This window comes from Novosphingobium aerophilum (genome assembly GCF_014230305.1).
GTDB classification, from domain to species: Bacteria; Pseudomonadota; Alphaproteobacteria; order Sphingomonadales; family Sphingomonadaceae; genus Novosphingobium; species Novosphingobium aerophilum.
Genome location: NZ_JACLAU010000006.1, coordinates 115,794 through 128,149 on the forward strand (window position 1 = coordinate 115,794; position 12,356 = coordinate 128,149).

A 12,356-nucleotide genomic window follows, 5' to 3' on the forward strand; every position below is an offset into this window, starting at 1 on the left:
TCTCCGTCGCGGCGTCTCCTGGCGTGATGTGGATCACCTGAGGAAATGATCCGCAAGGGTGCTCTGATGCCGGTCGAGCCATGCCTTGCTGGCCTCCCACTCCGGCACCAGCGCCCCAACGAACCCCCAGAACTCCGCCCCATGCGACCGATGCCGCAGGTGCGCCAGTTCATGCGCCACCACGTACTCCAGCACCTTCCGTGGCGCGAAGATGAGGTGCCAGTTGATGAGCACGTTACCTTCCGGGCCGCACGATCCCCAACCCTCGGCAAGGTCTGCCACCCGGATCGAGCGGGGCGCGAGGCCGTAGCGCTTGCTGATGTCGGCGGCGATCTCGCCCACATCCCGCCTGGCGCGCTGCTTGAGCCAGTGCTTCAGCTCGCTGGCGACAAGCTGATCGGGGTCATCGCCCGTCCAGTGCGGCAGATCGACGATGAAGCCGCTGCGATAGGTCACGGTCGCCCGCTCCGCATCGGTGCGGCGGACGGTGAGGGGCATCTTGCGGCCCCGGTATGGAATCTTCGAGCCGGTCATGAACCGGGGCACGGAATGACGTCCTGCGGTAATCCGCTCCATGTCGCGCACCGTGTTGAACAGCCACTGGCGCTTGCGATCGAGGAACCCCGTGATGTCGTCATCGCCATCCGTCGTCAGCGCCATCACCTCGACATGGCCCGGTGTGACGGTGATGCGCCGCTCGGCTGCGGTGGCGCTGCGGCGTAGCTCGTAGGCGATCTCGGCCCGGCCGATCTGGATCGTCCGCATCATGCCCCGCCCCCGTAGGCGTTGACGGCGAACTCCTCGACCTTCTCGCGGATCGTCTTGGTCTCACCGATACCGTGGTCGGTCAGGATGCGGCGGACCTGCTGGCGGAGAGACCTGAGATAGGCTTCCATGTGCGCGAAGGCGGGCTGGGTGGCGGCGGCATCGGCATAGACCGCGCCGATGGCGATGGCGGCTGCCTGCAAGGTCTCGTGGGCGGTGTCCGTTGCTATGGCCTCCATGATGCGCAGGATCGAAAAGGCGTTCTCATCCATGCCAAGCTCGGCGTGTGCACCCTGCTCGGCCTGAATGTCGCCGGTCAGCCCCTCGAAGTCCGATAGGCCATCGGCGGCGGCGATCTGGCCAGCCTCGAAGCGGCGGATGATCTCCAGCACCCGTTCGGAGAAGCGGCCATATTGTGCGGGGTTCTTGTCCACCAGTTCGCGGGTGACTCGGCGTAGCTCGGCGGACTTTCGGACGAACGCCTCGACCAGCTCGCCCTCGTCTTTGCCGCCAGTGTCGAAGTCATCGGCAAAGTTCGGATCGGTGATGTTGCGCAGCCGGATGGTGGTCGAGAGGCCGGTCACATGAACGTGCTCTTCCAGCATGTCCCTGATCTTGCCGCTGTAGCTGCGGTGATCGAGGCTCTCATCCTTCGCGATGGCCTGCGTGGCCAGCCGCAGGAACGCCGCAGCCCATTTCACCTCGGCAGTGAAGTCCAGGATGGCGGGATCGGGCGAGAGGTCGGCGTAGACCTTGATGAAGGTCCGGGTGAGCCGCTGGAGGTCGAACCACTCATCCTCGCGGCCATCAGCGGCGATCTTGGCGGCGGCATAGGCTGCGGCCTTCTCGTCCATGCCCTCCAGCCCCATCGCCCGCTTCTGCGCGCGGTAGCGGGCATGGGCTTCCTTGAGGTCGTTGCGCAGCACGGCGATGTCGCGCAGCGCATTCTCGACATCATCGGCGCGGTAGGACTTGAGCGCCTCGTCCAGATGGTTGGTGACGCCGATGTAATCGACAATCCGGCCATTCGGCTTGGCGATCTCGCCGCCATCGGGCAGCTTGATCGAGCAGGTGCGGTTGGTGCGGGCGATGGCCTGGAGCAGGTTGTGCTCCTTGAGCGGCTTGTCGAGATACATGACGTGCTCGATGGGCGCATCGAACCCGGTGAGCAGCTTGTCGCACACGATCAGGAAGCTCGGCTCCTGCCCGTATGCCTTGAATCGCCGCTTGGCGTCTTTCTCGGCCTCGGCGTCGAGGTAGAATGCCTCCAGCCCATCGCGCAGCGCCTGCACCTCGGCGATCTCGCTGGGCTTGCCATCCTCCTGGCTCTTCGAGAAGACGCAGGCGATCATCGCATCGGCCTGTGTCGCTGCCATCTCGGCCTCCGTGCCGCTCTTGGCCAGTTCGGCGGCGATGACGGCGGAGAGGGCGGCGCGGTAGAGGATCACCGCCTCGCGATCGACCACCACGATCTGCGCCTTGAAGCCATCTGGCCGGCAGACCTGCTTGAAGTGCTCCCATATGTCGTAAGCGATCAGCCGGATGCGCTCGGGGTGCTTGGCGATGGTCGCCACGGTCAGACCCTTGCGCTTCAGCTCCTCGCGCTTGTCGTCCGCCAGATCGACAAACCAGCGGTCGAACAGGATGTCGATCTCGGCCTCGTTGATCGACCAGTCCGCCTTGCGGCCTTCATAGAGGATCGGAACGGTCGCCCCATCGCGCACCGCATCGTCGATGCCATATTTGTCGAGGTAGCCTTCGCCGACGACGCTGAAGCGGGCGTAGGTATCCTTGTCGGTCGATTTGATGGGTGTGCCGGTGAAGCCATAGAAGTGGGCATCGGGCAGCGTCGCTTGCAGGAACGCGCCCAAGTCCTTCTCCTGCGTGCGGTGGCATTCGTCGACGAGCACGATCCAGTTGGCGGAGTTGGGGATCGCCTCCTTCGATCCGGCGAACTTGAAGATGGTCGAGAGCAGGATCTGGCCATTGCCACCCCGGCTCACCGCCTCGCGCAGCGCGGCGACCGATCCGCATTGCACCGGATTGGGCAGCCCGCAGGCGACGAAGGTCTTGCTGATCTGGTCGTCGAGGTCGATCCGGTCGGTCAGCACCAGGATGTTGGGGTTGGCCAGCGTTGGCGCGTCGAGCGTCAGGTGAGTCTTCAGCTTGAGCGCGAGGAACACCATCGTCAGGCTCTTGCCGCTGCCCTGCGTGTGCCAGATCAGCCCCTTGCGGTGCTCGCCCGCCGCAACGCGCTCCACCGCCTTGTTGACCGCGCGGAACTGCTGGTAGCGACAGACCTTCTTGATCTTGCGGCCCGTCTCCGGGTCCACCTCGAACACTATGAAGTGCGCCAGCAGGTCGAGCAGACGCGACGGCTCGCACAAGCACCACAGGTCTTTGGAGAGGTCGTCCGGGAAGTCGGCGCGGGTGCGCGGCCAAGCATCGGGCCACGGGGCATAGAACTGCGCCGGGCTACCCGTCGCACCGTAGAGCGTCGCCATGCCATCGGTCACGATGTTGAAGGCGTTGGGCGCGAACAAGCGCGGGATGTCGCGCTCATACTGCTTGATCTGCTCGAAGGCTTCCTCGGCCCGCGCTGTAGCTTTCAGCGGCGACTTGGCCTCGATCACCACCAGCGGGATGCCGTTCACGAACAGCACCACATCGGGCACGCGCGGGCGCTGGGCGGCGACGCGGAACTGGCGGGTGACGTGGAACTGGTTGCGGGCGGGGTTCTTGAAGTCGATCAGCGTGATCGGGCTGTCGCGGTTCTCGCCAGTCAGGCGGCGAGAATAGCCGCCGCGCAGCTTGCGCTGCCAGTCCTCGTTGTCGGACAGGGTGGCAAGGTCGGCGTAGATCGCCTCGGCGTCCGCCTCGCCAATGCCGTTGAGGTCGCGCAGCGCCGCGATCAGCACGGGTTTGAGGATGACCCGGTTTTCCTCCACCCGCATTGCTAAGGCGGCGGCGGGCGAAAGCGCCTGCCAGCCCATCGCCACCAGCGCATCGAGCGCGGGCTTCTCGGCAAGGCGATATTCGCTCATGCAGGCACCCGCACGCGACCGGAGAGAAGGTCTGACATGAGGGCCTGCTTTGTCGCGGTCAGATTTGCGACCGACGCCTTCGCTTGCATGGCAACATCAGCCGCAGCCGCTAAGGTTTCGGCCAGTTCGATCATCACGGAAGGTGGCGGCACGGGGATTTGCAGGGGCCGCAGGGTCTGGAGGTTGATGTTCTTCTGCGCGTTCTGCGTCGCTGCTCGGTCCAGCGCAGCCTTGAAGCAAGTTAGCACCGAGTAGAGCCAGAACGGGTTCACATCGGGATTTGCCTCAATGCCTACGACACTGTCCGGACAGGCTACCGGATAGGCCGCGATGGCGAAGTCGCCGATATTGGCTGCGATGGTGGTCATTATGGTGCCCGCTGCAAACACCCGGCTGACCCCCACGCCAAGATCGTTCAACGTCTGCGTATGGCGCGTGATGTAATCGCCAGCAGCGGTGATGTCCCCGGTCTGGATGAACGGCGTTGAACCGCCGAAGTATCGAGGATCGTTGCGAGGCCGGATTGAGAACTTGCCGCGCTCGACGCTCGCAAGTGCTTCAAGAGGAAGGACGGTCCAGTCAGGCGGTAGGTCGATGACAGTTCCATCGGGCGCGACGTTGAGCAGGTCATGTCGCATCGTCTTGCTGGCCCGCAGCAAAGACGACGCGACCGCGTCCGCCGCCGCAATCGCCTCATCCACCGACCGCAGCACCTCGGCGATCCGCCGCTGCTCGTCGAGCGGGGGGAGGTCGATGGGTAAATCCCGAAGTGTCGTGATCTTGAGGTTCGACAGTCCAGTAGTGCCTTGCACCGCATCGGAAATGGCAGTCTGCACACCGGGCGCAACCACCGCGAAATACAGGAAGTCAGGGTCAACGGCTTCGCGCCGGGGACGCAAGCCGAACAGCAGCGAAGCGTAGAGATAGCGGCCCGGTTCATCGACCTGCACCGCGTTGCCGATCCGGGCAGGGTTCCCATTCGACCCGACCATCAGGATGTCACCCGTCTGCACTGTGCTCGACGCGATGGCAGAGGGTTTGAGGCCGTGGAGCCATAAAAGGTCGTCTATTTCCAAGCGGGCTTGGACGTTTCTGATCCCAAGCACGGGTAGTGCGCCGTCAACCGGGTCGCGGCGCTCATTGTCGCTTCCCCAACTCGTCCCGCGTGAGATGTCAGCGACATCACCAAGACGGAATGAGCGCCAGCCGTCTGGTAAGCTGTCTGTCGGTCGTTCCAGTTCCGCCACGTCACTCGACATAGCCGAGCCTCCGCAGGTGGCCGAACATCACGGTTTCGGCCTCGTTACGCTGGGCGATCAGGTCTTGCAGCTTGGCGACTTCCGCCGCGACATCGACCGCCTCGGCATCCGCCCCGGTCTGGACATAGCGGCTGATGTTGAGGTTGTGGCCGTTGGCGCCGATCTCGGCCACCGGCACCACGCGGGCCAGCTTGTCGATGTCGGCAAAGCCGTGGACGGCATCGGCCAGCGTGCGGATATGATCGTCGGTCAGGAAGTTCTGCGCCTTGCCGGGCGTGTAGGTGGCATCGCCGTTGACGATCAGCACCTTGCCGCGCCGGTCGGCGGGCCTCTTCTTGTGACAGATCAGCAGGGCGGCAGGGATGCCCGCACCGTAGAACAGGTTCGGGGCCAGCCCCACCACCGCCTCAATCACGTCTGCGGCCAGCATGGCCTCCCTGATGCGCCCCTCGGCCCCGCCACGGAACAAGACGCCGTGCGGCACCACCACCGCCAGCACGCCGCCGTCCTTGAGGCTGGCGAGCATGTGCTGGACGAACGCAAGATCACCATAGCCCTTGGGCGGGCAGCCATACTCGTCGCGCCCGAACGGGTCACCGTTCTGCCAGACCTCATAGCCCCACACCTTTTCCGAGAACGGCGGGTTGGCCAGCACCCGATCATACGCGCCCACGCCCTCGACGAACTCGCGGGCCTTGGGGTCATACCGCTTGGGTGAGAGGATCGTGTCGCCCTTGGCGATGAAGGCGTCGTCCACGTCGTGCAGGAACAGGTTGATCTGCGCGATGCCCCAGGTAGCGAAGTTCTTCTCCTGCCCATAGAGCGACAGGCCGCGGGCATCCTCGCCGCGATCCTTCACATACTGCACCGCCTCGAGCAGCATGCCCGCCGACCCGCAGGTGGGATCGTAGACCGACATGCCGGGCCGGGGCTGCACGATCTCGACCATCAGCCGCACGATCGACCGGGGGGTGTAAAACTCGCCCCCTTTCTTGCCGGCACCCTCTGCGAACATCTTGATGAGGTAGAGATAGGCGTCGCCCAGCATGTCGGCGGGCACGTCGGCGTTGCGCAGCCGGTGCTTCTCGAAGTGGTTAAGCAGCTTCTCCAGCAGCGCGTCGGAGAAGCGATCCTGATTGGCGAAGTCCACATCGCCGAACACGCCCTTGAGCCGCAGGTTGGCGTCTTCGATGGCGGCCAGCGCATTGTTCAGCCGCTGGCCGATTTGCGTGGAATGCTGGCGCACGGCCTCCCACCGGTGCGCCGCAGGGATGTCGAAGCGGTGCTCGTCAGGATCGGCCGCCTCGTCCGCATCCCCGGTCTCGGCCAGGAGCGCCTCGTACTCCTCCTGCCACACGTCGCAGAGCCGGCGGTAGAACAGCAAGCCGAAGATATACTGCTTGTAGTCGGCGGCATCGACGGTGCCCCGGAGAATGTCCGCCGCGCCCCAGAGGTGCCGTTCGAGTTCCTGCTGGGTGAGCTTGGCCATCGGTTCCTTCGTCGTATTCGATATTTTTCGGTATCGGCGGCATACATCCACAGACAGCCGCATGAAACGGTCTATCGTGGTTCATGGCGGAAAGTCAGGCATCATGGCGATCATGGCCGCAACGACTTGTCCGGCCGAGGATCAGGATCGAAATGCATGGACCGCAGCACCCCATCGCACGAGCAGGTGCGCCAACTAGTCAGTGAGCATATGGACCAGCTACATGGTCGCGGTGCGCCCCAGGCTGACCCACTCGTCGCTCTCGTCCAACTGCACGATCAGCTTGTCGCGGCGGCGAAGGCCTATGAGGCAGGCCCCCAGCAGCAACGAGAGGCAGTGTGCGAAGCGATCATTGCTGTCTCGGAGTTTCTGAAGGGGCAGGGCTTCAGCGGCGCAACCCTGGTTCCGCTGAGCCGGGTCGTGTGGGCTATCGTCGACGTCTGCGATCGTAATCATCCCGATCCGCTGTTCTGTGAGAAACCGTCGAAGACCAAGGGGCGCCGGAATCTGGAGGACGCGGTGCGCAAGGGTCAAATCGCAGCAATCGCGGACGCCTGGCTTGAGTCATCGAGTGGCGATGAGGGTGACGAAGATGCAAAGCTCAATCGCGCCGCAAGGTACATGTCAGGCGCTTACTTCGGGGCGCTGAATCGCAAGGCGTTGACAAGCGCCAAATCCTATCAGCGGCAAGCAGGGCACCATGAACTCATCTACAGCGCGTATGCCCAGATGAGGGACGCTTTGGCCGCAGAGGCTAGAGTCCTCGGCGATGGCCCGGCGAACCTTCGCGCGGCAATTCTCGTGCAGATCAAGGCATTGAACACTAAGGCAGAAATGCAGAGACGCTGATTTGTATTATATCCCCTGCGAAAAATCCTGAGCGCTGATCGCAGCCCGTTTCCGCCTACTTCCCCGTAATTTCGCCGGGATGCGGGCGGAGACCAAAACATGGAACCCATCGCACTCAGTGTGTCGGATGCTGTGAAGGCGTCCGGCCTCGGGAAAACCACCCTGTACGAAGCCATGGCGGATGGTCGCTTGGAGACCCGGAAGGTCGGGCGCAAGCGCCTCATCCTGACGCGCTCGCTGCGTCGCCTGATCGAAGGCGGGGTGTGAGCATGACCCAAAAAAGCAAAACCCCGGCTGGCACCGGGGCTTCGCGCGTTCGCTTGGACGGCTGGACGCACTCGCTCGATAACCTCGCCGCCTCCCGGGTGCAATTCCTGATTGCAGCATACAACGTCCGGCCGGAACTGGCCGCGATGATCGCCGTGCTCGCATTCGAGGGGCACGGACATGGCTGACCGCTATCCCGACATTCCCGGAGCGAAAGGCCCGGACGGCACCAGCCAAGAAGCTGCCAAGGCCACCGAGCTTCACGTCTCCTACCTTCGCCGGGTCGCCATGCGTGCGCTGGACAGGTTGGGCGAGGCAACGGTGCTCGAAGCGGTCGACTTTGCCAAGGTCAGCCGCGAAAGCCTGCAACCGCGCTTCTCCGAATTGAGAGCCATGGGCCTCGTCGAGCCGACAGGAGCGCGGCGTCGCAACCCCTCGGGGAAGCGCGCCGCGGTCCTCCGCCTGACCGAAAAAGGGAGGGCCGCGCTGTGACCAACCCTGTGTTGGAGTTTATCGACGCGATGGGGGCGGCGGGAATCCGCCCCCTGGAGCCAATCACCGACAAGTTGGCAGCGGGCGAGCCTGTCCGCTTTCGCGCAGATGGCGACAAGCCCGGACGGCGCAACGGCTGGGCGTGGCTGCACCTCGATGGCGTGCCGGCGGGCGTGTTCCGGCATTACCGGCTGGGCGTGCGGGCAGTGTGGCGGGCGGGGAGCAATTCCCGCTCGCTGTCACCAGCCGAGCGGCGCGCGATCGTGGCTCAGGCCCGCGAGAGCGAGGCCCGCCGCAGGGCGGAAACCGAGGCCAAACAGGAGGCCGCGGCTGGCATCGCCCGTGATCTTTGGCGCAGGGGCCGCAAGGCCGATCCGGCGCACGGGTATCTCACGCGCAAGGGCTTGCCCCCGTTCGGCATCAGGCAGCACGGTGAGGCGCTGATCGTCCCGATGGTCGATTGCGACTTTCGCCTGTGGAACGTCCAGCGCGTTTATCCGAACGGGCGCAAACTGTTCCTGTCGGGCGGGCGGACCGATGGCCTGTTCTGGTTGCACGGCGCGTTCATGCAGGATGGCAGACCATCGGCTGGGCCGCTGGTGATCGGCGAAGGCTTCGCCACCATGGCGGCGGTCCATCATGCGACCGGGCACGGGGTTGTCGCGGCCATGTCGGCGCGCAACCTTGAGACCGTTGCCCGCGCCCTGCGCAAGCTGTTCCCCAGCCGGACCCTGATCGTCGCATCGGACGATGACCGTCACCTATCGGAGAATATCGGCCTGAAAGCCGCTCAGAGGGCGGCTGAGTCTACCGGTGCGCTGTTGGCCACCCCGCTGCCCCTTGTCCCGGAAACGCGCTTTACGGCCTCAGGAGCCGACTCTGCGGACATTGCCCCTGCCGAGGTGGCGGCCCGGATCGCGCGGGCCAGGAGGAGCGGCCATGCGTGACGTGAAAGCTCCCATGGACTTTGCCGATATGGAGCCGGAGGATTTGGCCAGCCGCATTGCTGCGGCCATGCACGTCGGCACGGGCATTCGCGCGACGCCGTATAGCTGGCCCGACCCCCGTTCGCTGCCCACGCGGCAATGGCTGCTTGGCCATTGGCTGCTGAGGGGTGAGGTTACGGCGATCATCGCGCCTGGTGGCACCGGGAAGAGCACGATCGGCACTGCTATGGCGTTGTCGCTCGCATCCGGCCGGCCTCTGCTTGGCAAATCGCTCCCGCGTGGCGCGCAGTCGGCGTGGATCTACAACCTTGAGGATTCGCAAGACGAGCTGGACCGGCAGGTATCAGCCGCCTGTCTCTTTCATGGGATAACGGCTGTTGACTGCGCAGGCCGGCTGTTCGTGGATAGCGGGCTGATCCAGCCGCTCTGCACGGCGACCGAAGATCGCGACGGCTTCGCCCTGGTAGAGGACGTGTTCACGCAGGTGGCGGCAACGATCCGTGAGCGTGGAATTTCGGCTGTGATCGTGGATCCATTCGTGTCCAGCCATACCGTTCACGAGAGCAGCAACGAGGCCATCAACGCCATCGCCAAGCGGTGGAAGCGGCTGGCTCAGGAAACAGGCTGCGCGGTCGTGCTGGTGCACCATACCAAGAAGCTGGGCGGGCGTGAGGTAACGGCAGAGGATGGACGCGGCGCGGTCGCCTTGCGTGACGCTGCCCGCGTCGTGCTGCCCCTCAATGCGATGAGCCAGGCCGAGGCCGAGGAACTGGGCATTACCGATCCTGCGCTTCGCCGCTCGCTGGTGCGCGTCGATACCGGCAAGGCCAATCGCGCTCCCCCGGACGCGGCAACTTGGATCAAGTTGGAAAGCCAGTGCCTCGAAAACGGCGATGGCAGCGAGCCTGCCGATTATGTCGGCGTCGCCACGCTCTGGGAAAAGCCGGACGTGTTCCATGGCCTGAGCACATGGCACCTCTACATGGTCCAGAAAGGACTTGCGGCTGGTGACTGGCGCGAGAGTGTTCAGGCCAAGGATTGGGTTGGCCACCTTGTCGCCAACGTGGCGGGCCTGTCCGCCAAAACCGACAAAGGACGCATCAAGGCAATCATTCGGACGTGGCGCAAGAATGGTGCTCTGGCGGTCGAAACCCGTCCCGACAAGAACGGGGACGAGCGGCCATTCGTGATCGTCGGCAAAGCCGTTGACCCCAGCGAGATTGGCCCACGTCCGCACCTTGAAAAGTGCGGTGCGGAAAGTGCGGGAGGTGCGGATGATGACCCGCGTTGAAACCAGTCCGCACTACCCGCACCTCCCTTATAGGGAGTGCGGTGGTGCGGGTGCGGTTGAATTGGCTGGCAAGACCGAGATTGACATGATCACAAGGTGCGGGTTGCCAAGGGTGGGCGCACTCGCCAGGCGGACCGTTGCGCGCGTCGATGCCTCGATGTATTGCAGATGCCGTCACAGGGCGGCCTTGGCCGAGTGGTTAGGCACCGGGCTTCCATCCCGTTTACAGGAGTTCGATCCTCCTAGGCCGCTCAATCGACGTGATGACCGTCGCCATCATGACCCCGATGGGCACGTCCCGAACGACAGGGGGACGTATCAAGGACGTGGCGGAATTTGTGCCTGCTTTTCGATTGGCAAGGGGCCTTTCTGCCCCTTCGTAGGTCAACATGGGAACGGGGTAAGGCACGTCCTCCAAGGGGTGGCCACTTACCCTGGGCTTACGCGATGAGACGTCTGCCTGATGCCATCAAGCGCCGGATCGTCGAGCATTTGGCTTGCTATCAGACACACGCCGAGGTGGCGGACCTGGTTGCCGGTGAGTTCGACGTCACCCTGACCCCGCGACACGTCCGAGCCTATGACCCTATGTCGTTCCAGTTTGCCGGGTCACACCGTTGGCTGGACTATCACCGGATCGTGCGCGACCGCTGCGAAAAGGAGTTGGGCGAGGTCGCCATTGCCCATCGCGCGTACCGGATGCGGCAGCTTCAACGAATACTCGATCTGGCGATGGAGCGAGGCGACTATCGGCTTGCCCTCAAGACCCTTGAACAAGCCGCGAAGGAAATGGGAAACTGGTACGTGCGTTGATCGTGTCGGTTGGCCTAGCCGCCTCTTCACGCCGACCTCAGAGCAATCGAGTACGCCCGCAAGCAAACTCCATGATAGCGTAACCGATCGTGTCGGGTGTGGGGTCAATTGCCGCACCGATCGGGCCGGTGCTTAGGCCTGAAATGCGGTCCGGTGCCTGAAAAGCCATTCCGGCTGGATTCGCGCGTCGCGCTACTATCGTTTGCCGCCAGCCGTGCGCAATCGCATCGCAATGTGGGGTGGAATGTGGGGGCAATGCGGACGCTAATCTAGTAACACATTGATAGAAGGTGATTTTCTTACATAAAATGGATGCCCCGCGAGGATTCGAACCTCGATTGACGGAGTCAGAGTCCGTAGTCTTACCTTTAGACGACGGGGCACCGCGGAGCCGGCGCTCTAGTCTGGCGGTGGGAGCCGGTCAAGGGGATTCGCGCGGGTTTCGGGCCGCTGGGGAGCCGGGTGGGGGCTCAGTATCCGGCCTCGATCGCCACGCGGATCGCCTCGGCCGTGGTCCGCACGCCGAGCGCCTTGAGCACGGCGCCGCGGTGCATCTTGACCGTCCGTTCCGACAGGCCCAGCTCCCAGGCGATCTGCTTGTTCAGCTTGCCGGCCGCCATCTGGACCAGCACCGCGCGCTGGCGCGCGGACAAGGCCTGGATCTTCTCGTGCGCCACCTGGCGGCGCATGTCGTTCTCCCGCGCCTGTTCGCCGGGGATCTCCACCTGCGAACCGAGATAGTACATCAGTTCGCCGTCATCGTCGAAGATCGGGGCCACCATCACCGCGTTGCGAAAGCGGGTCCCGTCCTTGCGGTAATTGGTGATCTCGACCATGACCGGCTGTCTTCGCCGGATCCCCGTGCGCAGCGTCTCGGTCAGCCAGGGTTCGGTTTCCGGGCCATTGAGGAATCGGCAGTTGCGGCCCAGGATCTCGGATGCGGAATAGCCGGTGAGCTCCTCGAACGCGCGGTTGCACTCCACGATCGGGTTATCCGGCAAGCGCGGATTGCTCAGGACGGCGGCGATGGCGCTCTTTTCGAGCATTTCCGGTAAGGGCATCATCGGCAAAGGCCACTCCCCACCGCCATATTCAACGTGTCTCATAGGTCACGTTCCCGCCCAAGCCATCGTCACCGTG

12 protein-coding genes and 2 tRNA genes are annotated in these 12,356 nt (G+C 64.1%); 8 read left to right on the top strand and 6 right to left on the bottom strand.

Translation table 11 applies throughout. The features are described from left to right. Positions 1-33: 33 nt before the first annotated feature. The 4 genes from H7F49_RS06530 to H7F49_RS06545 are packed head-to-tail and all read right to left on the bottom strand — an operon-like array spanning position 34 to position 6,557. Positions 34-768 carry a M48 family metallopeptidase gene (locus H7F49_RS06530; protein WP_185682768.1) on the bottom strand — a complete coding sequence of 245 codons (735 nt, stop codon included), beginning with the start codon at positions 766-768 and terminating at the stop codon, positions 34-36. Continuing rightward, positions 765-3,809, bottom strand: a complete 3,045-nt coding sequence (locus H7F49_RS06535) for a type I restriction endonuclease subunit R (protein ID WP_185682769.1) — start codon at positions 3,807-3,809, stop codon at positions 765-767. The genes H7F49_RS06530 and H7F49_RS06535 overlap by 4 nt, the downstream gene beginning before the upstream one ends. After that, positions 3,806-5,068: a restriction endonuclease subunit S gene (locus tag H7F49_RS06540; RefSeq protein WP_185682770.1), complete on the bottom strand. Its 1,263-nt coding sequence runs from the start codon at positions 5,066-5,068 to the stop codon at positions 3,806-3,808. Before H7F49_RS06540 ends, H7F49_RS06535 begins: the two co-directional genes overlap by 4 nt. Beyond that, positions 5,058-6,557: a type I restriction-modification system subunit M gene (locus H7F49_RS06545; RefSeq protein WP_185682771.1), complete on the bottom strand. Its 1,500-nt coding sequence runs from the start codon at positions 6,555-6,557 to the stop codon at positions 5,058-5,060. Before H7F49_RS06545 ends, H7F49_RS06540 begins: the two co-directional genes overlap by 11 nt. 156 nt (positions 6,558-6,713) lie before the next feature. On the opposite strand from H7F49_RS06545, the gene H7F49_RS06550 reads away from it, so the two are divergent. The 8 genes from H7F49_RS06550 (at position 6,714) to H7F49_RS06585 (ending at position 11,216) form a co-directional block, all read left to right on the top strand. After that, positions 6,714-7,406, top strand: a complete 693-nt coding sequence (locus tag H7F49_RS06550) for a hypothetical protein (protein ID WP_185682772.1) — start codon at positions 6,714-6,716, stop codon at positions 7,404-7,406. A 99-nt stretch (positions 7,407-7,505) separates the two neighbouring features. Continuing rightward, positions 7,506-7,673, top strand: a complete 168-nt coding sequence (locus H7F49_RS06555) for a helix-turn-helix domain-containing protein (RefSeq protein ID WP_185682773.1) — start codon at positions 7,506-7,508, stop codon at positions 7,671-7,673. 2 nt (positions 7,674-7,675) lie between these two features. Continuing rightward, on the top strand, positions 7,676-7,861 hold the full coding sequence (locus tag H7F49_RS06560) for a hypothetical protein (protein ID WP_185682774.1): 186 nt from the start codon (positions 7,676-7,678) through the stop codon (positions 7,859-7,861). Then, complete coding sequence (locus tag H7F49_RS06565; RefSeq protein ID WP_185682775.1) at positions 7,854-8,165, top strand: helix-turn-helix domain-containing protein; 312 nt, start codon at positions 7,854-7,856, stop codon at positions 8,163-8,165. Before H7F49_RS06560 ends, H7F49_RS06565 begins: the two co-directional genes overlap by 8 nt. Next, positions 8,162-9,112, top strand: a complete 951-nt coding sequence (locus H7F49_RS19865) for a toprim domain-containing protein (protein ID WP_185682776.1) — start codon at positions 8,162-8,164, stop codon at positions 9,110-9,112. The genes H7F49_RS06565 and H7F49_RS19865 overlap by 4 nt, the downstream gene beginning before the upstream one ends. After that, the gene (locus H7F49_RS06575) at positions 9,105-10,403 is read left to right on the top strand and encodes an AAA family ATPase (protein ID WP_185682777.1); all 1,299 of its coding nucleotides are present in this window, start codon (positions 9,105-9,107) and stop codon (positions 10,401-10,403) included. The genes H7F49_RS19865 and H7F49_RS06575 overlap by 8 nt, the downstream gene beginning before the upstream one ends. Before the next feature lie 181 nt (positions 10,404-10,584). Then, positions 10,585-10,655: transfer RNA gene (locus H7F49_RS06580), tRNA-Gly, on the top strand. A 195-nt stretch (positions 10,656-10,850) separates the two neighbouring features. Beyond that, on the top strand, positions 10,851-11,216 hold the full coding sequence (locus H7F49_RS06585; protein WP_185682778.1) for a DUF2280 domain-containing protein: 366 nt from the start codon (positions 10,851-10,853) through the stop codon (positions 11,214-11,216). 309 nt (positions 11,217-11,525) lie between these two features. On the opposite strand, the gene H7F49_RS06590 is transcribed toward H7F49_RS06585, so the two are convergent. Beyond that, a tRNA-Gln gene (locus H7F49_RS06590) sits at positions 11,526-11,599 on the bottom strand. Between the two features lie 87 nt (positions 11,600-11,686). Further along, positions 11,687-12,277 (bottom strand): PAS domain-containing protein, encoded by a 591-nt coding sequence (locus H7F49_RS06595; RefSeq protein WP_185682779.1) that lies wholly within the window; start codon positions 12,275-12,277, stop codon positions 11,687-11,689. Positions 12,278-12,356: the final 79 nt, after the last annotated feature.